The sequence below is a fragment of the Mesorhizobium sp. M6A.T.Ce.TU.002.03.1.1 genome (genome assembly GCF_003997275.1).
In the GTDB taxonomy this organism is placed as follows: Bacteria; Pseudomonadota; Alphaproteobacteria; order Rhizobiales; family Rhizobiaceae; genus Mesorhizobium; species Mesorhizobium mediterraneum.
Window position 1 is genome coordinate 1 of sequence record NZ_RZTI01000104.1, and the last position, 21,303, is coordinate 21,303.

Genomic DNA, 21,303 nt, shown 5'->3' on the forward strand with positions numbered 1-21,303 from the left:
GCATGGTGGCGAGTGCAGCCGCATCCCCGGTCGTCGCCCAGCGGACGTCGACCGCCACAGGCTCAGCCCAGGAACTTGGCGATGATCGCATCGCCCATCTCGGTGGTGCCGACCTCGGTCATCCCTGGCGAATGAATATCCCTGGTGCGCAGGCCGTCGTCGAGCACGGCGGCGATGGCGCTTTCCAGACGGTCTGCTTCGGTTACCATGCCGAAAGAATAGCGCATGCACATGGCGAAGGAGGCGATCATGGCGATCGGATTGGCGATGCCTTTGCCTGATATGTCGGGCGCCGAGCCATGCACCGGCTCGTAGAGCGCCTTGCGCTTTTTCGTCTTGGCATCCGGCGCGCCGAGCGATGCCGACGGCAGCATGCCGATCGAGCCGGTCAGCATGGCGGCGATGTCGGACAGCATGTCGCCGAACAGATTGTCGGTGACGATGACGTCGAACTGCTTGGGCCAGCGCACCAACTGCATGCCGCCGGCGTCCGCCAGCATGTGGTCGAGCTTGACGTCGGCATAGCGCGCCTTGTGGGTCTGGGTGACGACCTCGTTCCACAAAACGCCTGACTTCATCACATTGCGCTTTTCCATCGAAGTGACGTGGTTCTTGCGGGTGCGCGCCAATTCGAAGGCAACACCCGAAATGCGCTCGATCTCGAACGTGTCGTAGACTTGCGTGTCGATGCCGCGTTTCTGGCCGTTGCCGAGATCGATGATCTGCTTGGGCTCTCCGAAATAGACGCCGCCGGTGAGTTCGCGCACGATCAGAATGTCGAGACCCTCGACCACGTCCTGCTTGAGCGAGGAGGACGCCGCCAGCGCTGGATAGCAGATGGCCGGCCTGAGATTGGCGAACAGCTCCATATCCTTGCGCAGCCGCAGCAACCCGGCTTCCGGGCGCACTTCATAGGGCACCGCATCCCATTTCGGCCCGCCGACGGCGCCGAACAGCACCGCGTCGGCGGCCATCGCCTTGGCCATGTCGGCATCGGAAATCGCCGCGCCATGCGCGTCATAGGCGCAGCCGCCGACGAGCCCCTCATCGGTGACGAAACCACTGCCGAGCTTGTCGTTCATGGCTGATATCAGCTTCTTCACCTCGGCCATGGCCTCGGGGCCGATGCCGTCGCCGGCGAGCAGGAGAAGATTTTTCGAAGCCATCAGAACCATCCTAATTGTGGCGCATGACCCCGAAATCGGAATCGATTTCGGAAAGGATCATGCGCAGAAACAAAATTCTACAGCGTCCTTTGCGCGTCCAAAAGGACGCGCGGCGCTGTCGTGAGCCGCGGCCTTGCTAAACGCCAAGCGGGCTATGCGCAAGCGTTTGGTTCAGAGCATCTTTGGCGATCCTTGGCGCCCCGCACCGACGCGCTCAGGCCGTGCGCTTGAGTGCCGTCACCTCGATCTCGATCTTCATTTCCGGCTTGTTGAGCTGGCAGACGATCATCGTCGCCGCCGGCCTGATGTCGCCAAAGGCTTCGCCGAGGATCGGAAAGACGATGTCCACGAAAGCCGCGTCGGTGATGTAGTAATGCGCCCGCACCACATCGGCCATCTCGAAGCCGCCGTCCTGCAACGCCTTGGCGATCGTCGCCAGGCAATTGCGCGTCTGCGCCTCGACCGTCTCCGGCATCGACATGGTCGCATAGTCGTAGCCGGTCGTTCCGGAAACGAAACACCAGTTGCCCTGCACCACGGCGCGCGAATAACCGGCGGCCTTCTCGAACGGCGAGCCGGTAGAGATCAGTTTTCGCATGGTCCTTCCCTCGCGTATTCTTCAGGCAATGTTGAGCTGAAGAAGTGCCTTTCGGCTGCAGGCCGGCCGCCACAGTCCCTTTAAGGCTCTGTACAGAGAGCCAAATCCCTCTGTACAGAGGAACTGGCTAGCTTTTTCGACTACGCGCCGCCAGCGTCCTTAGCCTCAGCGCGTTGAGGCGGATGAACCCTTCGGCGTCCTTCTGGTCGTAGGCGCCACGATCGTCCTCGAAGGTGACCAGCGCATCGGAATAGAGCGTCTTCTTCGACTTGCGGCCGGTGACGATGACGTTGCCCTTGTAGAGCTTCAGCCGCACCGTGCCTTCGACATCTTCCTGGCTCTTGTCGATCATTGCCTGCAGCATCAGCCGCTCGGGCGCGAACCAGAAGCCGTTATAGATCAGCTCGGCATAGCGCGGCATGAACTCGTCCTTGAGGTGGGCGGCGCCGCGGTCGAGCGTGATCGATTCGATCGCCCGGTGGGCGGCGATAAGGATGGTGCCGCCGGGGGTCTCGTAGACGCCGCGCGATTTCATGCCGACGAAACGGTTCTCGACCAGGTCGAGCCGGCCGATGCCGTTGTCGCGGCCGAGATCGTTGAGCGCCGCCAGCATCGTTGCCGGCGACAGTTTCTTGCCATCGAGCGCGATCGGATCACCCCTCAGGAATTCGATTTCGATCTCGGTCACCTTGTCCGGCGCGTCCATCGGCGAGACGGTGCGCTGGTGGACGAATTCCGGCGGCTCGGTCCACGGGTCTTCCAGCACCTTGCCCTCGGAAGACGAGTGCAGCAGGTTGGCGTCGACCGAAAACGGCGCATCGCCCTTCTTGTCCTTCGGCACCGGAATCTGGTGCTGCTCGGCGAAGTTGATCAGGTCGGTGCGCGATTTGAACGACCAGTCGCGCCATGGCGCGATGACCTTGATGTCGGGGTTGAGCGCATAGGCCGCGAGCTCGAAGCGGACCTGATCGTTGCCCTTGCCGGTGGCGCCGTGGGCGATCGCATCAGCGCCGGTCTCGTTGGCGATCTCGACGAGGTGCTTGGAGATCAGCGGGCGGGCGATCGAGGTGCCGAGCAAATAGGTGCCTTCATAGACGGCGTTGGCGCGGAACATCGGGAAAACGAAGTCGGAAACGAACTCCTCGCGAACATCCATGATACGGATGTCCTTGATGCCCATCATCTCGGCCTTGCGCCGCGCCGGCTCCAGCTCGCCGCCCTGGCCGAGATCGGCGGTGAAGGTGACGACCTCGGCGCCGAGCTCGGTCTGCAGCCATTTCAGGATGATCGAGGTGTCGAGGCCGCCGGAATAGGCGAGCACGACTTTCTTGACGGCTTTTGCTTTTGGCATTGTGGGCGGTTCCGCGACGGGGTTCTTCGCGGGCGAGGTATCACGCCGGTTCCGGCTAGCGCAAGGGACGAACGATCCCCCGGTCGCTGCTGGCATACTGGATCAGCCGTGGTGCCGGCCAGAAGCTGGCGCCGGCTTGGCGCTTGCGGTATAGGCTGCGCCTTCTTCATTCAGGGGCCCGCCCATGTCCTTCATTCCCGACACCACCACGCTGATCCAGTTCGCCATCGCCACCGTGATCCTGGCGATCACGCCGGGTCCCGACATGACGCTGTTCGTCTCGCGCACGCTGAGCCATGGTCGCGCCGCCGGCTTTGCCTCGATGGCGGGCGCACTGTGCGGCACGCTGATCCACACCACGCTGGTGGTGGTCGGCATCTCGGCGCTGATCGTTGCCTCGCCGGCGGCCTTTCTTGCGCTCAAGATTTTCGGCGCCGGCTATCTCGTCTTCCTGGCGTGGCAGGCGATCACCAAGGGATCGGCGTTTTCGCCCGAGAAGAAGAGCGGGCCTGAGATTTCGCTGTTCCGCGCCTGGGCGGCGGGGCTCGGCGTCAATCTGCTCAACCCGAAGATCATCCTGTTCTTTATGACTTTCCTGCCGCAGTTCGTCTCCGCACACGACCCGAACGCGCCCGGAAAACTGTTTTTCCTCGGCGCGATGTTCGTCGTGCTGTCGATCCCGGTAACGGCGCCGATGGTGTTTGCAGCGGAAAAATTCTCGGCGGCGATGAAGACCAGCCCGCGCGTCACACGCGTCGTCGATTATCTGTTCGCCGGGGTGTTCTCGGCCTTCGCGCTCAAGATCCTGACCGCCCAGGCGAAGTAGGCGCGGACCTTCCGGCTTGCCGCCAGCTCCCGGCCGAGCGCCCGGCGCTCAGCCAGTAGAAAATGCCGCCGACCATGCCGCAGCCGATCACGGCAGCGGCGACGCGCGGATCGGTGATCTCGAAATTGGCATCGGCGGTCTGGTAAGCGAAGCCGAGGAAGACCGCCGCGACCACCGCGCCCGCCAGCGCGTAGAACAGCCAATCACGCCGTCCCAGGATTTCGGAGACGAGGATGGCGACCGCCGCCGGCATGAAGGCGAAATAGGCGACGAACAGCGCAACGAAGGGGATCGAAAAATACAGGGAAGCAGTCGCCGTAGGGTGCGCGTGCTCCGGCGTGTAGCCCAGCGACGCCAGAAACATGACGTTGAGGAAGGCGCTGGCAGCCAGCGAGGCGACGACATAGCCGATCAGGATGACGGCGAAGCGGATGAGGTAGGCAAAGAGACGGTTCATGCCGAAACTGCTTCCCTTTGTTTGATAAGGAAACGCCCGGTTACTGCCCAGTAGGCATAACCGCCGGAGAATCCACCGGGTAGACAGGGCAGGAGTGGCGCAGCGGATATGTTCAACGGGGTCGTTTGTGTCCAGGCGCTTAAGACCAGAAGCGCGAGGATGGCGTTCAGGGCGCCAGCGCACGCAAATGGCAGCCAGCGGTTCCAGCCTTGTCCACGGGCGACAAGCAGCGTGAGCAGAAAACCGGGCAGCGCCGTCAGGAAAGTAGTCATGAGCACGGATTGGTAAACAAAGCCCACACCGCGGACGCTGCGGTAAAACGATCCCCAGGCGCCGCCATCCGGCAGGACGGTCGGGAGCAGCAACACGAAGAAGGTGGCGGCGACCGCAACCAGGACGGCAATGACATAACCCAAAGATATGAATGCGACGTGGCCGAACCAGGCAACAAGACGATTCACGCCTCGCCGTGCCCCGCGATCATCATCGCCTCCAGCGCCAGCCGGTCGACCTTGCGCATGCGCTCCGAGTCCGACTTGAGCTGGCCGCAGGCGGCGAGGATATCGCGGCCGCGCGGCGTGCGGATCGGCGAGGCATAGCCGGCATTGTTGATGTAGTCGGCGAACTTCTCGATCGTCTCCCAGTCCGAGCACTGGTAGTTGGTGCCCGGCCACGGGTTGAACGGGATCAGGTTGATCTTGGCCGGAATGCCCTTGAGCAGCTTGATCAATCCTTTGGCATCCTCGATCGAATCGTTGACGTCCTTCAGCATCACATATTCGAAGGTGATACGGCGGGCGTTCGACAGGCCGGGATAGGCGCGGCAGGCGGCGATCAGCTCTTTCAACGGATACTTCTTGTTGATCGGCACCAACAGGTCGCGCAGATCGTCATTGGTGGCATGCAGCGAGATCGCCAGCATGACGCCGATCTCCTCGCCGGTGCGGAAGATCTCCGGCACGACGCCGGAGGTCGACAGCGTGATGCGGCGCTTCGACAGCGACAGCCCGTCGCCGTCGGACGCGATCAGCAGCGCCTTCTTCACCGCCTCAAAATTGTAGAGCGGCTCGCCCATGCCCATCATGACGACGTTGGACACTTTCCGGCCCTCGGCCGGCACGATGGCGCCGTCGGGCGTGTCGCGGTCGGGGAAATCGCCGAGCCGGTCGCGGGCGGTCAGAAGCTGAGCGAGGATTTCTTCCGCCGTCAGGTTGCGCACCAGCTTTTGCGTGCCGGTGTGGCAGAAGGAGCAGGTCAGCGTGCAACCGACCTGCGAGGAGATGCACAGCGTGCCGCGGCCTTCTTCGGGGATGTAGACGGTCTCGATCTCGACCGGCCGGCCGGCACCGCGTGGCGGAAAGCGAAACAGCCATTTGCGCGTGCCGTCGGAGGAAATCTGCTCCTCGACGATCTCGGGCCTGGCGATGGTGAAATGCTTGTCGAGCTCGGCGCGCAGATCCTTGGAGATGTTGAACATGCCGGCGAAGTCGGAGACGCCGCGCACATACATCCAGTGCCAGAGCTGCTGGGCGCGCATCTTGGCCTGGCGCTCCGGCACGATGCCTGACGCAATGAGGGCGGCGCCAAGCTCGGCCCGTGTCAGGCCGATCAGGGACGGTTTTTCGGCCGGCATGGCGCGGGCGCGCAACGCGTCACGGGCGCCGTCAGTGGTAAGATCAAATGAAAGGGTCATTGTTGCGCCAATATAAGCGATTTGCGGCCGATTACAGCATCGTGCCCGAAATGAAGCGCGGCGCATAGCACAGGTTGATGGCGGAGTCATGGGCGGCGGCGGGGCAAGGCTCGCTGCAATGTGCCGGCCGGCGGCGCTTCAAAAGCAAAAAAGCCGGGCTTGCGGCCCGGCCCTTACTCAAACTCGGCCTATGGCTATTTGCACTTGGCGATAGACGACAGCGCCGCCGAGATGCCTTTCAGCGAAAACACATAGGTGGTGGTGTTGCCGCGGCCGGACTTCGCCTGCACCTTCATGTCGCTGCCGGACTTCATCGCGGCGATCAGCACCGGCTCCTCGGCGGCGTTCTCGACCCAGGCCGACTTGCCGCGGGTGAACATGGAAAAGCTCTTGCCGTCGATGGTGACGGTGGCCTTGGAGTTTTCCTGGAAATTGTAGCCGGCGATGAATTGCGGCTCATAGGACACCTGCTGTCCCGGCCGCTGGCTGACGAAGAAGAACATGTCGCCGTGATCAAGCGTCGGCGGCTGCTTGTCGGTCGGCACGGTCAGCACATAGCAAACCTTGCCGCCCGACGCCTGGTAGCTGTAAGTGCCCCAGGCATTGTGCTGGCCGATCTTGGTCGCCGACTGCGCCAACACCGGCGCTGTCATGGCCACCAGTGCCAGGCTCGAAATTGTAGCAATCAATCCGCGCATCGCTTTTCCCGTATTCCAAATGGTGCGGACGCAGGCCGGCTCGGCGTCCTGCCCGTCGCTTCATTTTGATTTAATCTGGGTTACCAAACGGTGAACTTCCCTTGGGAAAAGGACTTCCACCCCAGGAAACCGCCGCCATCCTTGCGCCCGTCGCTCGAAAAGCGGCAGTTGCAACGTCCCTGTCGCGACTTGGAGGCCACGAAAGCGGCAAGAGTTTGACTTTTCTGCCTTATCGCCGGCTCAGCTGTTGTCGGCTATCGCCTGCCTGGCGGCGAGCCGGTGCGCGGGGGTGATGTGGGCTTTGACGGCAGTGATCGCGGCGGTCAGCACGGCGATGTCGTCGGTAAAGCCCAGCCCGAAGACGAAGTCGGGGATGACGTCCGTCGGCAGCACGAAATAGCCGAGGGCCGCCAGCAAAATGCCCTTGGCGCGCAGCGGCGTGTTCTTGTCCATGGCGCAGTAATAGGCGGCGACCAGCTCTTCCATGAACGGGATTTGCCGGGCAGCCTTCTTGGCCGTGCGCCAGAAGTTCTCGCGCACTTCGCGCGCGTCGCCCGGCTTGCCGCCAAAGCCGAAGAAATCAAAACTGGATTTTTGCGCCATCAACCTCTCCTAACGAGGCTGCGCTCGTCGTTCCACGCGCGCCTGCCAGCGGGAAATGTGGTGAAAGCGCCCGTCCACTACAAGAGCTCGGCCGTTCCCGGCCTGAAAATCAGGTGATGCTGGCCTGCAAGTGGCGGGCAATCGCCCGCTTTGGAGTTTGCGGAAACGCCCCTCCCGTCGTCATCCTGGGCGGAGCGAGCGGCTACGGCGTCTTCAGATCTCCAACGACCTAATCGAAATAGCGGTTCATCGTCTTGGCCAGTTCGAAATCGAGCGCGGTCAGGCCGCCGGCATCATGGGTGTTGAGCGTCACGTTCACGGTCTTGTAGACATTCGACCAGTCGGGGTGATGGTCCATTTTCTCCGCCGCCAGGGCGACGCGGGTCATGAAGGCGAAGGCTTCGGAAAAGTTGTTGAAGGTGAAGCTGCGCGCGATCGAGCCGCCATCCTTGGCCAGCGACCAGCCATCGAGACCGGCCAGCGCCTCGGCGACCGCCGCCTTGCTCAGTTTCTCTCTCGCCATGTTCGTTTCCCGTGCTATCTGGATTTGCAGTCTTCAGCATAGTGCCGGATCGATGAGCGCAAAGCCGATAAAATCCATTCTTTTCGTCTGTCTCGGCAATATCTGCCGATCGCCACTGGCGGAGGGCGTGTTGCGCGCCGTCCTGGCGGAGCGCGGCCTCGATCGGGATATCCTGCTCGATTCGGCCGGGACCAGCGACTGGGAAGCCGGCGCGGCACCCGACCCGCGCTCTATGTCGATCGCAGAGCGGCACGGCATCGATATTTCCAGACAGAGGGCGCGCAAGCTGACACCGGACGATTTTTCGCGGTTCGACCTCATTCTCTCGATGGACAGATCGAATCTCCGGGATCTGAAAGCGCTGGTGCCTGCCGCCATGCGCGACCGTGTCCATCTGTTCCTGGAGTTTGCGCAGGGAAGAGTGAGCGACGTGCCGGACCCTTATCACGAGGGGCCGGAGGCGTTTGCCTCGGTCTACCGCATGATCCGCGAAGCATCGGAGGCGCTGGCGACGCGGCTCGAAGCGCGGCTGTCGGCGCCAGACAGCGGCCAGGCCTCCTCGACGATGTAGGGTCCGCCGCCGACCGAATCGCGCGATGACATCAGGACGAAGCGGCCGACGCGGAAGGGCAGCGTCGAAAAGTTGCCGCGTGCCGACAGATACTGGGCGACGTCGAGCGGGCTCGAATTGCGTAAGCGGGCCAGCGTTACATGCGGCATGAACTTGCGCGGATCGGCGGGGATGCCGAGGCGCTGGCAGATGCGCTCGATCTCGGCTTGCAGGGCTGAAAGATCGGGCGAGGCGGAAACGCCGGCCCACACCGCATGCGGTTTCTTCTGGCCGAAGGCGCCGACGCCGGACAGCGTCAGCTGGAAGGACGGGCGGTGGACACGATCGAGCGCGTTGGCGATCTCGTCGGCGACATGGCCCTCGACATCGCCGATGAAGCGCAGCGTCATGTGGTAGTTCTCGACGTCGATCCAGCGGGCCCCGGGCAGGCCGCCCCGGAGCAGGGACAGCGAAAGGGCGGCATCACGCGGTATTTCGAGGGCGGTGAAAAGACGCGGCATGGCAAGCCTCCTGTCCTCGAATCGAACTCTTGTCCCTAGCGAATCATCGATAATCGAGCGGGGCAAGTGGTTTGTTGGTCGCAGGCCCGCCTAAAATCTTCCCCTGGGGAAGGCGAAGCCTCCTCGAAGTCCAGTTCTTCAAGAGTTGCCCTGAATCACGGCAATGGCCTTTTCGACATCCGGCAGTATGCGCTCGACCATGCGGTCGATGCCCTTGGCATTCGGGTGCAGGCCGTCCTCGAGCTGCAAAGCGGGCTCGCCGGCGACGCCGTCGAGAAAGAACGGATAGAGCGGGACGCCGTATTTTTCCGCCAGTTTCGGAAAGATCGCGTCAAAGCCGTTCTGGTAGTCGGCGCCGAGGTTGGGTGCGGCACGCATGCCGGCCAGCAGCACGGCGATCTTGCGCTGCTTCAACTTCGCCAGCATGGCGTCCAGATTCTTTTGCGTGATATCGGGAGAAACGCCGCGCAGCATGTCGTTGGCGCCGAGCTCGAGGATGACAAGCTGGGTGCCGTCCGGCACCGACCAGTCGAGACGCGACAGGCCGCCGCTCGACGTATCGCCGGAGACACCGGCATTGGCGATCGTCACATCGTGGCCCTTGGCGCGAAGTGCTGCCTCGAGTTTTTGGGTGAAGCCTTCGTCCGGTCCGAGGCCAAAACCCGCCATCAGGCTGTCGCCGAAGCCGACAATCTCCAGGGGTTCGGCGCGCGCCGACGAAATGGCGCCGCAAATTCCGAGGAAAAGGATGAAGACTGCGGCAAGAGGGTGTTTGAAAGCCATGTGGCAGGCCCCATATGACCAAGAACATTACGTTGGCGGCAGGCCGAATTCTGGCCTCCACTCTCCCATATAGGACGATTTTATTTTGACAGAAGCCGTCATCGCGCTGAAAGACGTATCGCTGACGCTCGGCGAAGGAGCGTCTTCCGTTCATGTGCTGAAAGATGTCAGCCTCGATGTGGCAAGTGGCGAGGCGACCGGCATCGTCGGGCCGTCGGGCTCGGGAAAGTCGACGCTACTGATGGTTCTGGCTGGGTTGGAAAGGGTCGATTCGGGCACGGTACGAATTGCAGGCGAATTGCTGAACGGCAAGAGCGAAGATCAGATCGCATCGTTTCGGGGGCGAAACATTGGCATCGTTTTCCAGTCCTTCCACCTCATTCCCAACATGACTGCGCTTGAAAATGTCGCAGTGCCGCTGGAACTTGCCGGCCATGCAGATCCGTTCGGGGTGGCGGCGCGGGAGCTGGAGGCGGTGGGGTTGAGCGATCGCGTCACTCATTATCCAGGCGAATTGTCCGGCGGCGAACAGCAGCGTGTGGCGATCGCCCGGTCGCTGGCGCCTTCACCGCGCATCCTGATCGCCGACGAGCCGACCGGCAATCTCGACCAGGCAACCGGGCGGCAGGTTGCCGATCTTCTGTTCGCCAAGGCGGCCGCGCGCGGCATGACGCTGGTGCTGGTCACCCATGATCCGGCGCTCGCCGCACGCTGCTCCCGGCAGGTGTCGATGCGGTCGGGCCGGATCGAGGACGCACCGTTGCTCAAAGTGACGGCGTAGCGCCATGGCTGACAAGGCCCCCTCATCCGGCCCTTCGGGCCACCTTCTCCCCGCCGGGGAGAAGAGGCTGACGCCGGCGTTGGCAACCTCTTCTCCCCTCGGGGAGAAGGTGGCCGCGAAGCGGCCGGATGAGGGGGTTGCCTGGTCGCGCACGCTGAAGCTCGCCTTCCGCTTCTCGCTGCGTGAGATGCGCGGGGGACTGTCCGGCTTCCTGATTTTCCTTGCCTGCATCGCGCTCGGCGTCGCGGCGATCGGCGGCGTCAATTCGGTGGCCCGGGCGATTACTGCCGGTGTCGCCAACGAAGGCCAGTCGCTGCTCGGCGGCGATCTTCGTTTCCAGCTTAACCAGCGCGCATCGACGCAAGCCGAGCACGTCTTTCTCGACGGGCTGGGCACGGTCTCGCACAGCGCCAACATGCGCTCGATGGCGCGGCTCGTGGACGGTTCCGACCAGGCACTGGTCGAGGCCAAGGCGGTCGACGGAGCCTATCCGCTCTACGGCGCGCTGGAGACCGAGCCGGCGCTGTCGAAGCAGGAATTGTTCGGCGAAAGATCCGGTATTTTCGGCGCCGCTGCCCCCGATCTTTTGTTCGAGCGGCTGAACCTTGGGATCGGCGACCGGCTGAAGCTCGGCAGCGCCACATTCGAACTGCGCGCCCGGCTCGTCAGCGAGCCGGACGCGGTATCCGACGGTTTCGGCTTTGCGCCGCGGCTGATGGTCTCGACGGACGGGCTTGCCGCTTCCGGCCTGATTCAGCCCGGCAGCCTTGTCGAAAATGCCTATAAGATCCGCCTGCCCGTCGGCACCAGCGAAGCGGGTATCAAGGCGATCCAGGAGCAGGCCGGGGAGAACTTTCCCGAGGCCGGCTGGACCATCCGCACGCGCAGCAACGCAGCACCTGCGTTGTCGTCTAACATCGAACGGTTCTCCCAGTTCCTGACGCTGGTCGGGCTGACTGCGCTGGTGGTCGGCGGCGTCGGCGTGGCCAATGCGGTGCGCGCCTATCTCGACGGCAAGCGCGGCGTCATCGCCACCCTTAAGAGCCTGGGCGCATCGGGCGGTTTCGTCTTTGCCGTCTACCTCGTGCAGATCCTGATGATCGCCGCCCTCGGCATCGCGCTTGGCGTTGTGCTTGGCGCGCTGATGCCGTTCGCCGCGAGCGCGGCACTCCAGTCGATCATTCCGGTGCCGGCGGAAGGCGGGTTCTATCCCGGCGCGCTCGGCATGGCGGCGCTGTTCGGGCTGCTGGTGACGCTGGCTTTCGCCTTGCTGCCGCTCGGCCGTGCGCGCGACGTTCCAGCGACGGCGCTGTTTCGCGAAATGGGTTTTGAGGGCCGCGGTTTTCCTCGCCCGCTCTACGTGGCGGCGGCGCTCGGCATCGCGCTGTTCCTGGCGGTGCTGGCCATCCTGTTTTCCGACGATCGCCGCGTCGCCTCGATCTTTGTCGGCGCCACCATTCTTGCCTTCCTGGTGCTGCGCGTCGTCGGCGCGCTGGTACAATGGGCCGCCAAAAAGAGCCCGCGCGTTGGCTCGACGGTACTCCGGCTCGCCATCGGCAACATCCACCGGCCGGGAGCCTTGACGCCGTCGGTGGTGCTGTCGTTGGGACTGGGGCTGACGCTTCTGGTGACGCTGGCGCTGATCGATGGCAATCTCAGGCGACAGATTTCCGGCAGCCTGCCGGAACGGGCGCCGAACTTCTTCTTCGTCGACATCCAGAGCAGCGATGTCGACGCGTTCTCCGCGCTGGTCGGCAAAGAGGCGCCGCAGGGCACGCTGGTCAAGGTGCCGATGCTGCGCGGCCGGGTGATGGCGCTGAACGGCGTCGACGTCGACAAGGTCAAGGTCCCGGCGGAAGGAGCCTGGGTGCTGCGCGGCGATCGCGGGCTGACCTACGAGGCCAGACTGCCGAAGAATGCGACGCTGACCGAAGGCACATGGTGGCCGGACAATTATGCCGGTGAGCCGCTGGTGTCGTTTTCGGCCGAGGAAGGCAAAGAGATCGGGCTGAAACTCGGCGACACCATCACCGTCAACGTGCTTGGCCGCAACGTGACGGCGAAGATCGCCAATTTCCGCCAGGTCGAGTGGGAGACGATGGGCATCAACTTCGTCATGGTGTTCTCGCCCAGCACATTTGCTGGCGCGCCGCATAGCTGGCTGGCGACCCTGACCGAAAAGGGCGCGTCGGGGGCCGACGATGCCCGTCTTCTCAACGCCGTCACCCGGGCCTTTCCCGCGGTGACGACGGTCAGGGTCAAGGACGCGCTCGACATCGTCAACCGGCTGGTGGCGCAACTCGGCACGGCAATCAGGGCCGCGGCCGGCGTGGCGCTGATCGCGTCGGTGCTGGTGCTGGCCGGCGCGCTGGCCGCCGGCAACCGGGCCCGCATCCACGACGCCGTGGTGCTGAAGACGCTGGGCGCCACCAGGAAAACACTGATCGCGGCCTTTTCACTGGAATATATGCTGATCGGCCTCGCCACTGCGATCTTCGCGCTGGCGGCAGGCGGGGTTGCCGCGTGGTTCGTTGTCGCGCGCATCATGACGCTGCCATCGCATTTCATGCCCGATGTGGCGGTGGCAACCATCGTCTTTGCGCTGGTGGTCACGGTCGGCATTGGCCTCGCCGGCACTTGGCGGGTGCTGGGCCACAAGGCGGCGCCGGTGCTGCGCAATCTCTGATCGCAAGGCTTGGCGAGGCTGTTTTTGATTAATTCTGCGTAATGTTGCGGCTTCGAAAGCCGAAAAAGCGGATTTCCGGGACTTCACGAAGCATTACGCTCCGTTACGGTCTTGTTCTTGACGCCAATAACCATCATATTTCGCCGCAGGCATGCTGGAGCCCCGCCAGCGGCGCCTGGGTCCAAATGGACCTGACACCGGACGGGGCAGAAGCAATATGAGGATTTCCATGGCTGAACCCGTTCGCAATTATCAGACGCGCGCCGTGCCCGGCGCCGGCGTCGATGCTGCCATCGACCAGGGCCTGCGCGCCTACATGATCAAGGTCTACAATCTGATGGGGCTTGGCCTCCTCATCACTGGCCTTGCCGCGGTCGGCACGATCATGCTGGCCACCACCACCGATCCGGCTTCGGCGGTTGCGACGCTGCCGAGCGGCGAGATGCTGACCTCCTTCGGCTACGCGATCTTCGGGTCGCCGTTGCGCTGGGTGGTGATGCTGGCTCCGCTGGCCGCCGTGCTGTTCCTGTCTTTCCGCGTCCAGTCGATGAGCGTTTCTGCCGCGCAGACGACGTTCTGGGTCTATGCCGGCCTGGTCGGCCTGTCGCTGTCGTCGATCTTCCTGGTCTACACGACCGCCAGCATTTCGCAGACCTTCTTTGCCACCGCAGCGGCTTTCGGTGCGCTGTCGCTTTACGGCTACACGACCAAGCGCGATCTGACCGCGTTCGGCTCGTTCCTGGTGATGGGCGTGTTCGGCCTGATCATCGCGATGGTGATCAACATCTTCCTGCAGTCGTCGGCTCTGTCCTTCGCCGTTTCGGCGCTCGGCGTGCTGATCTTTTCGGGCCTCACCGCCTATGACACGCAGAAGATCAAGGAGATGTATTTCGAGGGCGACGCCACCGACGTTGCCGGCCGCAAGGCGATCATGGGCGCGCTGACGCTCTATCTCGACTTCATCAACCTGTTCATGTTCCTGCTGCAGTTCATGGGCGACCGCCGCTAACAGGCTTTTGTTTGGACCATGATCTTTTCCGAAAGCCGGTTTCCACCTTTCGGGATCATGGTCTGACTGGACCAGCGAGTTTTGTAAGGGCGGCCCAACGGCCGCCCTTTTCTTTTGTTCCGGCCTCTGCTGTGATAGAAGGCAGATGAGCGATTTGCATAAATTATGAGCAGCATCACCATACGGGCCGCTACATCGGCGGACCTCGACCGGATCACCGACATCTATGCCGATGCGGTGACAAACGGCACGGCGAGCTACGAGCTGGAGCCGCCAAGCCGTGCCGAGATGGGCCAGCGATTCGACAGTTTGATAGCGGGCGGCTTTCCCTATCTGGTGGCGGAAAAAGACGGCATCGTGCTCGGCTATGCCTATGCCGGCGCCTTCCGGCCACGCCCCGCGTATCGCTTCGTCGTCGAGGATTCCGTCTATGTCGCGCCCGAGGCCAAGGGGCAAGGCGTCGGGCTCAAGCTGATGCAAGGGCTGATCGAGGCGGCCAAGGCGGCGGGCTTCCGCCAGGTTATCGCGGTGATCGGCGACGGCCGACCGGACAGTGCCTCGGTGCGGCTACATGAAAAACTCGGCTTTCGCCATTCGGGCCGCCTCGAAGGCTCCGGCTATAAGCACGGACGCTGGCTGGACACGGTGTTCATGCAACTGCCGATCAATGACGGGGCTCTAATTCCGCCCGATATCAACTCGTTGCCGGAACAGAAATTCCGCAGCCAGAATAAGTAGTTAGGCCTCGACCAGCTTCAGCGTGCGGTCGAAGACGCCAAGCACGCGGCCAAGTTCCTGGCCGCGCTTGAGGATGCGGCCGCCGGCGGCGATGACGGCGAATGCGCCTTGCCGGCGCGCCAGCTTCGGATCCTTGACGATCTGGAACAGCGGCACCTCGCTGGTGCGGCGGAACACGGAAAAGACGGCGCGATCGGTGAGATGGTCGATGGCGTAGTCGCGCCACTCATTGGCGGCGACCATGCGCCCGTAAAGCCTCAGGATCTGGTCCAGTTCGCGCCGGTCGAACCGCACCGGCTGGTCGAGGCGTTCGCGTCTTGCCTCATGCAGCGGGATCAGTATTGCGGATGCGTCCCCATCCTCCGTCCCACTGCCATGATCAGTCATGCCTCGATCCCTTCGAATGAATCTTATGCCAACCAAAGTTGGCGCTTTCGCCGTAGAATTGCAAGCCCGACCGAGCAAAGGCGGCGGCGCACCGTTTCCGCAGTGTCCAGTCACGTTTATAAAACGCCCGTTGGAATTGGTGATGCTTCGCCACAATTCTGCCTTCTTTTATCCGCGCTCATGCCCCAATGTCCGACGAATTTACGGGTGTTGCCTGAGACGGTTCGGTCCGGCACTGGCTCGTAAACCCCAAGCCCCCCGCCCACGGGTCTGCGTCGGATCGAACCAACCTCGGTTTTTCCTTGGAAAAATCGGGTGCGACGATCCCAAAACCTAAATGACCGGCGTCAGAAGCAAGCTGACGCCGGTTTTTTATTGGCTGAGACCATGGCGGGTAGCGCGGCTCTCCCTTCTCCCCTTGTGGGAGAAGGTGGCCTCGCGAAGCGAGGTCGGATGAGGGATGTTGGAAGGATCGCTGCGCTGAAGACGTAAGCGCCTAAAATCATTTCATATTTTAACGCCTCATTTCTTCCAGCACCCCTCAACCTCTCGGCGCTGCGCACCGATCCACCTTCTCCCACAAGGGGAGAAGGGCGCGCTGTGGTCAAGGCTTGTGGATTATGGCGGCGCCCAGAATGGGGCCTGGCAGGCCATCCTTGCCCACCGATTGCAGCAGCACGGCGCAGCCGCCTTTCTTGGAAATCACGCTCATCGGCAATTCGTAGCGCTGCGCCTTGCCGTGCCACATGCCGGCGGTCTGGATGCCGGAGACGGCATTCCAGTAGGTCATGCTGCGGCCGGTGTTTTCGCCCTTGCCGATCTTGATCGTCTGCGGCGGGTCGAAATAGACGATGACGACATGGGCATCGCTGGGGCCGGTCCCGGCATCGCCGGCGTCGATGATGACGCGGTCGCTGGTCCGGCTGACCTTGATGCTGACCCGCATGCCGTCGCCTGATTTCTCCATGCGGGCGAGCGCCCCGTCGACCTCCCTGCGGCTGGCTCCGTTGACATGACTGCGGCCATTGATGACGGCCTGCGGCGTATAGACCGAGCGATTGCCGAAGGCGCGCATATACTCATATTGCCGCTCCGTGTTCTCCTTGCGGCTCAGCGTGTCCTTCCAACCGAGATAATCCCAGTAGTCGACATGATAGGCGAGCGCGACGATGTTCTCCTTGGTGGCAAGATCGGCGAAGAATTCATCGGCCGGCAGGCAGGAATTGCAGCCCTGGCTGGTAAAGAGCTCGACCACGCCCAGCGGTTGATCGGTCAAGGTTTTGTCAGCCTGGGGCTTGTCGGCCTCGCCGGCAAGCACATTGCCGGCAAGTCCAGCGCCGGCAAACACCGAGAGGGCCAGCGCAAGTGCCGCAAGCCGCAATGGTCTTCGAGATGTCATGGCCGTTTGGACTCCCGCCGGTGATGCCGGCCTTGTTCTGATTGCTGAAATATGTGGCAGAAGCGACAGTCAACGGGAAGTCACGTTGCGGTGAAATTTGCCATTGCAACCAACTGCAAGGGCGCAATAGGAAGGGTCACACTTCACGGTAGAAGCCGATTCGGGCAACAATCAGCATGTGGCAAACCCTCCTGACGCCGGTCGATCTCTACTGCGAGCGGACCGGGCCGGAGTTCTGGGCCGAACCGGCCAACGCACTCACCAATCTGGCTTTTCTTGCCGCCGGGCTGTGGGGTGTCCGGGAGGTGCGCCGGCGCGGCACAGGCATCTTCGCCGAAGCGCTGGCCTGGTGGGTGGTGGCGATCGGCATCGGCTCGGCGCTGTTCCATACCTTTGCCAACCACGGCACGGTCTGGGCTGACGTGCTGCCGATCGCCGGGTTCACGCTGGCCTACACGCTGTTCAACCTGCGCCGCTTCCTCGGCATGAAATGGGGCAAGGCGATCGCCATCTTCGTCGCCTTCTATGCCGTCACCGGGTTGTTGACCTGGGCCGTGCCGGACTGGCTGCGCCAGGCGTCAAACGGCACGACCGGCTATCTGCCGCCTTTCCTGGCGCTCGCCTTCTTCGGCGCCTGGGTGGCCGCCAGCGGCAATCGCGCCGGCTGGTACAATCTGGCAGGCTCGGCGATCTTCGTCGTGTCGGTCATCTGCCGGATGATCGATCCGCTGGTCTGCGGCAGCTTTCCGCTCGGCACGCATTTCCTGTGGCACATCCTCAACGGGCTGATGCTCGGCGTGCTGCTGGCGGCGACGGCGCGCTTCGGAGCGCCAAAATAGGGGAATAGGGGAATAGGGGAATAGGGGAATAGGGGCTGTCTTCCCTACTCCCTTACTCCCTTACTGCCCTACTAAGCTGCCAAATCGCGCAGCACATATTGCAGGATGCCGCCGTTCTTGAAGTAGTCGAGCTCGTCCAGCGTATCGATGCGGCAGATGATCGGAACGTCCTTCACCGTGCCGTCGCCATAGGTGATCTTCGCGATCATCTTCTGGCGCGGCTTGATGGTGCTCAGGCCGTCGATCTCGACCAGCTCGTCACCCCTAAGGTTGAGCGAGGCCCATGAGGTGCCCTCTACGAAGACGAAGGGAATGACGCCCATGCCGACCAGGTTCGAGCGGTGGATGCGCTCGAAGGACTGGGCGATGACGGCGCGGACGCCCAAGAGGTTGGTGCCCTTGGCCGCCCAGTCGCGCGACGAGCCATTGCCGTATTCGACACCGGCGAAGATGACCAGCGGCACGCCTTCCTTCTTGTACTCCATGGCGGCGTCGTAGATCGATGTCTCTTCCTTCGACGGATAGTGGATGGTGTAGCCGCCCTCGCGGCCGTTCTCGCCCAGCATATGGTTGCGGATGCGGATGTTGGCGAAGGTGCCGCGCATCATCACCTCATGATTGCCGCGCCGCGTGCCATACTGGTTGAAGTCGGCGACGCCGACGCCATGGTCGGTGAGATATTTGCCGGCAGGCGAGGCCGCCTTGATCGAGCCGGCCGGCGAGATATGATCGGTGGTGATCTTGTCGCCGAGCAGGCCGAGCACGCGGGCGCCCTTGATGTCGCCGATTGTGCCGAAACCCGCGGTCATGCCGTCGAAATAGGGCGGGTTCTGCACATAGGTCGAATGGTCGTCCCAGGCGTAGGTCTGGCCTTCCGGCGCCTTGACGTTCTGCCAGTACTCGTCGCCCTTGAAGACGTCGGCATATTTGCGGGCGAACAGTTCGCGCGTCACGTTCTTTTCGATGAACTCCTGGATCTCGACCGAGCTCGGCCAGATATCCTTGAGGTAGACCGGGTTGCCGTCACGGTCCTCGCCGAGCGGCTCGGTGGTCAGGTCCTTGGTCACGGTCCCGGCCAGCGCGTGGGCGACGACCAGCGGCGGCGAAGCAAGGTAGTTTGCCTGCACGTCGGGCGAGACGCGGCCCTCGAAATTGCGATTGCCGGACAAGACCGCGGCGGCGATCAAGCCCTTATCGTTGATGGTCTTGGAGATCGGCGTCGGCAGCGGGCCGGAATTGCCGATGCAGGTGGTGCAGCCGAAGCCGACCAGATTGAAGCCGATTTGGTCGAGTTCCTTCTGGAGGCCGGATTTCTCCAGATATTCGGCGACGACCTGGCTACCCGGCGCCAGCGATGTCTTGACCCACGGCTTCTGCTTGAGCCCGAGCCGGTTGGCGTTGCGCGCCAGCAGCCCGGCGCCGATCAGCACGCTCGGGTTCGAGGTGTTGGTGCAGGAGGTGATGGCGGCGATGACGACATCGCCATGGCCGAGATCATAGTTGGTGCCTTCGACGGCATAGCGCTTGTCGATTTCGGCGGCCTTCCGGTATTCGGTCTCCATCGCCTTGGCAAAGCCGTCCGGAATGCCTTCAAGCGCCACGCGGCCTTCCGGACGCTTGGGGCCGGCCATCGACGGCACCACATCGCCGAGATCGAGCTCGAGCAGGTCGGTGAAGACCGGGTCGGCCGAGCCGGTATCACGCCACATGCCTTGCGCCTTCGCGTACGCCTCGACCAGCGCGATACGGTTTTCCTCGCGGCCGGACATGGTGAGGTAGCGGATGGTTTCGCCATCGACCGGGAAGAAGCCGCAGGTGGCGCCATATTCGGGCGCCATGTTGCCGATGGTGGCGCGGTCGGCCAGCGTCATGTTGGACAGACCCGGACCGAAGAATTCGACGAATTTGCCGACGACGCCCTTCTTGCGCAGCATCTGGGTGACGGTGAGCACGAGGTCGGTGGCGGTGACGCCTTCCCTGAGCCTGCCGGTGAGGCGGAAGCCGATGACTTCGGGCAACAGCATGGAGACGGGCTGGCCGAGCATGGCGGCCTCGGCCTCGATGCCGCCGACGCCCCAGCCGAGCACGCCAAGACCGTTGATCATGGTGGTGTGGGAATCGGTGCCGACGCAGGTATCGGGGTAGGCGGTGGTGTCGCCATCTTCAGTGTTGGTCCACACGACCTGGCCAAGATATTCGAGATTGACCTGGTGGCAGATGCCGGTGCCGGGCGGCACGACACGGAAATTGCGGAAGGCCTGCTGGCCCCATTTCAGGAATTTGTAGCGCTCTTCGTTGCGCTCGTACTCAAGCTCGACATTGCGGGCGAAAGCCAGCGGCGTGCCGAATTCATCGACGATGACCGAGTGGTCGATGACCAGATCGACCGGCACCAGCGGATTGATCTTTTGCGGGTCGCCGCCAAGCGAGGCCATGGCGTCGCGCATCGCAGCCAGGTCGACAACGGCCGGAACGCCGGTGAAATCCTGCATCAGCACGCGAGCCGGGCGATAGGCAATCTCGACGCCGGCGGTGCCCCGGTCGGTCAGCCAGCCGGCGACCGCCTGGATGCTCTCCTTGGTGACGGAACGGCCGTCCTCGTTGCGCAGCAGGTTCTCCAGCAGCACCTTCATCGAATAGGGCAACTGGGCAATGCCGGTGAGGCCGTTCTTCTCGGCCTCGATGAGGTTGTAATAGACATATTCGGCGCCACCAGCAGTCAGCGTGCGGCGGCAATTGAAACTATCGAGGGATTTTGACACGTGCGTCCGTCCTTGTCTGTTCAGCCTGAAAGGGAACGGACGCCGATGGCATGCAATCACGCGCAAAGGTGCGGGTACGGCCATTTCCGCTGTCCGTTCCCAGCCAACCCGAGCCGTTCAAGGCGGCGCGTGCGCTGGTTCGGCGCTAATTCTGTTCCCGTGCCGACCGCTGGCACGGATGACCCGCATATAGAGAATTTCCTGGAATAGTTCTAGACACGGAATCGCCATTTTTGTTGCGGCGCACCGAAGCCGCGCTAGGACTTCCGGCGAAGGGGAACGAATGCGGCTGATCGCCGAAAATCTGGGCGGCGAACGCGGCGGCGAGGCGGTCTTTTCCGGCATCAACTTTGCCCTTGAGAAAGGCCAGGCGCTTATCGTCACCGGGCCGAACGGCGCGGGGAAATCGACGCTGCTCAGGGTCGTCGCCGGGCTGCTTCCGGTGGCGGCCGGTCGTGTGCATATCGAAGGCGGCGGCGAGGATTTTCCGTCGGTTGCCTCGGCCTGCCACTATCTCGGCCACCAGAACGCGATGAAGACGGCGTTGACCGTGACGGAAAATCTGCGCTTCTGGCGCGATTTTTCGGGCGCGGATTTCTTGCGTGCCGAAGAGGCGCTGGAGACGGTCGGACTTGGTGATATCGGCCATCTGCCGTTCGGCTATCTCTCGACTGGGCAGAGGCGGCGCGCGGCGATCGCAAAACTGCTGGTCAGCCGGCGGCCACTGTGGCTGCTCGACGAGCCGACGGCAGGATTGGACAAGGCATCGGAAGAGCGATTCGCCGTGCTGATGCGGAAGCATCTGGAAGGCGGAGGGATCGTTGTGGCGGCCACGCATCTGCCGCTGGGAATTGAGGGAGCGAAGGAGTTGAGGATGGGGGAGGCCGTTTGATGTCGGAGCTCCACGGCGCCCCCCTCTGTCCTGCCGGACAT

22 protein-coding genes are annotated in these 21,303 nt (G+C 63.0%); 8 read left to right on the forward strand and 14 right to left on the reverse strand.

All coding sequences use genetic code 11. The features are described from left to right. Positions 1 to 62 precede the first annotated feature (62 nt). The 3 genes from leuB to EOC93_RS24720 all read right to left on the reverse strand — a co-directional run bounded on the left by leuB (position 63) and on the right by EOC93_RS24720 (position 3,115). Positions 63 to 1,166, reverse strand: coding sequence for a 3-isopropylmalate dehydrogenase (leuB, locus tag EOC93_RS24710; protein ID WP_127205916.1), 1,104 nt, complete (start codon positions 1,164 to 1,166; stop codon positions 63 to 65). A gap of 214 nt (positions 1,167 to 1,380) precedes the next feature. After that, the gene (locus EOC93_RS24715; RefSeq protein ID WP_127205917.1) at positions 1,381 to 1,764 is read right to left on the reverse strand and encodes a RidA family protein; all 384 of its coding nucleotides are present in this window, start codon (positions 1,762 to 1,764) and stop codon (positions 1,381 to 1,383) included. Positions 1,765 to 1,891: 127 nt separating this feature from the next. Further along, positions 1,892 to 3,115 carry an argininosuccinate synthase gene (locus EOC93_RS24720; RefSeq protein ID WP_127205918.1) on the reverse strand — a complete coding sequence of 408 codons (1,224 nt, stop codon included), beginning with the start codon at positions 3,113 to 3,115 and terminating at the stop codon, positions 1,892 to 1,894. A gap of 184 nt (positions 3,116 to 3,299) precedes the next feature. Between EOC93_RS24720 and EOC93_RS24725 the strand changes: the two genes are divergently transcribed. Next, positions 3,300 to 3,941 carry a LysE family translocator gene (locus EOC93_RS24725; protein WP_095484857.1) on the forward strand — a complete coding sequence of 214 codons (642 nt, stop codon included), beginning with the start codon at positions 3,300 to 3,302 and terminating at the stop codon, positions 3,939 to 3,941. On the opposite strand, the gene EOC93_RS24730 is transcribed toward EOC93_RS24725, so the two are convergent. The 6 genes from EOC93_RS24730 to EOC93_RS24755 all read right to left on the reverse strand — a co-directional run bounded on the left by EOC93_RS24730 (position 3,913) and on the right by EOC93_RS24755 (position 7,915). Next, positions 3,913 to 4,398: a hypothetical protein gene (locus EOC93_RS24730; protein ID WP_095484858.1), complete on the reverse strand. Its 486-nt coding sequence runs from the start codon at positions 4,396 to 4,398 to the stop codon at positions 3,913 to 3,915. The two genes, EOC93_RS24725 and EOC93_RS24730, sit on opposite strands and share 29 nt — an antisense overlap. Then, positions 4,395 to 4,859 (reverse strand): hypothetical protein, encoded by a 465-nt coding sequence (locus EOC93_RS24735; RefSeq protein ID WP_095484859.1) that lies wholly within the window; start codon positions 4,857 to 4,859, stop codon positions 4,395 to 4,397. The genes EOC93_RS24730 and EOC93_RS24735 overlap by 4 nt, the downstream gene beginning before the upstream one ends. Further along, positions 4,856 to 6,091: a 23S rRNA (adenine(2503)-C(2))-methyltransferase RlmN gene (gene rlmN / locus EOC93_RS24740; RefSeq protein ID WP_095484860.1), complete on the reverse strand. Its 1,236-nt coding sequence runs from the start codon at positions 6,089 to 6,091 to the stop codon at positions 4,856 to 4,858. The genes EOC93_RS24735 and rlmN overlap by 4 nt, the downstream gene beginning before the upstream one ends. A 194-nt stretch (positions 6,092 to 6,285) precedes the next feature. Continuing rightward, positions 6,286 to 6,789, reverse strand: coding sequence for an invasion associated locus B family protein (locus EOC93_RS24745; protein ID WP_095484861.1), 504 nt, complete (start codon positions 6,787 to 6,789; stop codon positions 6,286 to 6,288). Between the two features lie 240 nt (positions 6,790 to 7,029). Further along, the gene (locus EOC93_RS24750) at positions 7,030 to 7,392 is read right to left on the reverse strand and encodes a YkvA family protein (RefSeq protein ID WP_095484862.1); all 363 of its coding nucleotides are present in this window, start codon (positions 7,390 to 7,392) and stop codon (positions 7,030 to 7,032) included. Positions 7,393 to 7,621: 229 nt separating this feature from the next. Further along, positions 7,622 to 7,915, reverse strand: coding sequence for a 4a-hydroxytetrahydrobiopterin dehydratase (locus tag EOC93_RS24755; protein WP_095484863.1), 294 nt, complete (start codon positions 7,913 to 7,915; stop codon positions 7,622 to 7,624). A 52-nt stretch (positions 7,916 to 7,967) separates the two neighbouring features. Between EOC93_RS24755 and EOC93_RS24760 the strand changes: the two genes are divergently transcribed. Continuing rightward, positions 7,968 to 8,486, forward strand: coding sequence for a low molecular weight protein-tyrosine-phosphatase (locus tag EOC93_RS24760; RefSeq protein WP_095484864.1), 519 nt, complete (start codon positions 7,968 to 7,970; stop codon positions 8,484 to 8,486). Here the strand turns inward: EOC93_RS24760 and thpR are convergent. Both thpR and EOC93_RS24770 read right to left on the reverse strand, forming a co-directional pair. Next, the gene (gene thpR, locus EOC93_RS24765) at positions 8,390 to 8,986 is read right to left on the reverse strand and encodes an RNA 2',3'-cyclic phosphodiesterase (RefSeq protein WP_095484865.1); all 597 of its coding nucleotides are present in this window, start codon (positions 8,984 to 8,986) and stop codon (positions 8,390 to 8,392) included. The two genes, EOC93_RS24760 and thpR, sit on opposite strands and share 97 nt — an antisense overlap. A 138-nt stretch (positions 8,987 to 9,124) precedes the next feature. Next, the gene (locus EOC93_RS24770) at positions 9,125 to 9,769 is read right to left on the reverse strand and encodes an arylesterase (RefSeq protein ID WP_095484866.1); all 645 of its coding nucleotides are present in this window, start codon (positions 9,767 to 9,769) and stop codon (positions 9,125 to 9,127) included. Positions 9,770 to 9,854: 85 nt separating this feature from the next. Between EOC93_RS24770 and EOC93_RS24775 the strand changes: the two genes are divergently transcribed. The 4 genes from EOC93_RS24775 (at position 9,855) to EOC93_RS24790 (ending at position 14,983) form a co-directional block, all read left to right on the forward strand. Beyond that, entirely contained in the window at positions 9,855 to 10,550 is a 696-nt protein-coding gene (locus EOC93_RS24775) for an ABC transporter ATP-binding protein (protein WP_127205919.1), read from the forward strand. Between the two features lie 187 nt (positions 10,551 to 10,737). Then, complete coding sequence (locus tag EOC93_RS24780; RefSeq protein ID WP_095485112.1) at positions 10,738 to 13,236, forward strand: ABC transporter permease; 2,499 nt, start codon at positions 10,738 to 10,740, stop codon at positions 13,234 to 13,236. 229 nt (positions 13,237 to 13,465) lie between these two features. Then, positions 13,466 to 14,245 (forward strand): Bax inhibitor-1/YccA family protein, encoded by a 780-nt coding sequence (locus EOC93_RS24785; protein WP_095484868.1) that lies wholly within the window; start codon positions 13,466 to 13,468, stop codon positions 14,243 to 14,245. Between the two features lie 165 nt (positions 14,246 to 14,410). Further along, the gene (locus EOC93_RS24790) at positions 14,411 to 14,983 is read left to right on the forward strand and encodes a GNAT family N-acetyltransferase (protein ID WP_095484869.1); all 573 of its coding nucleotides are present in this window, start codon (positions 14,411 to 14,413) and stop codon (positions 14,981 to 14,983) included. Here the strand turns inward: EOC93_RS24790 and EOC93_RS24795 are convergent, their stop codons facing one another. Both EOC93_RS24795 and EOC93_RS24800 read right to left on the reverse strand, forming a co-directional pair. After that, on the reverse strand, positions 14,984 to 15,370 hold the full coding sequence (locus EOC93_RS24795; RefSeq protein WP_095484870.1) for a DUF2794 domain-containing protein: 387 nt from the start codon (positions 15,368 to 15,370) through the stop codon (positions 14,984 to 14,986). Between the two features lie 604 nt (positions 15,371 to 15,974). Next, entirely contained in the window at positions 15,975 to 16,769 is a 795-nt protein-coding gene (locus EOC93_RS24800) for a thioredoxin family protein (RefSeq protein WP_095484871.1), read from the reverse strand. A gap of 176 nt (positions 16,770 to 16,945) precedes the next feature. Between EOC93_RS24800 and EOC93_RS24805 the strand changes: the two genes are divergently transcribed. After that, positions 16,946 to 17,608 (forward strand): ceramidase domain-containing protein, encoded by a 663-nt coding sequence (locus EOC93_RS24805; protein ID WP_095484872.1) that lies wholly within the window; start codon positions 16,946 to 16,948, stop codon positions 17,606 to 17,608. Positions 17,609 to 17,679: 71 nt separating this feature from the next. On the opposite strand, the gene acnA is transcribed toward EOC93_RS24805, so the two are convergent. Continuing rightward, a complete protein-coding gene (gene acnA, locus EOC93_RS24810) occupies positions 17,680 to 20,370 on the reverse strand; it encodes an aconitate hydratase AcnA (protein WP_127205920.1) in 2,691 nt (896 codons plus the stop codon). A gap of 283 nt (positions 20,371 to 20,653) precedes the next feature. Between acnA and ccmA the strand changes: the two genes are divergently transcribed. Then, complete coding sequence (gene ccmA, locus EOC93_RS24815; protein WP_095484874.1) at positions 20,654 to 21,262, forward strand: heme ABC exporter ATP-binding protein CcmA; 609 nt, start codon at positions 20,654 to 20,656, stop codon at positions 21,260 to 21,262. Positions 21,263 to 21,303 lie beyond the last annotated feature (41 nt).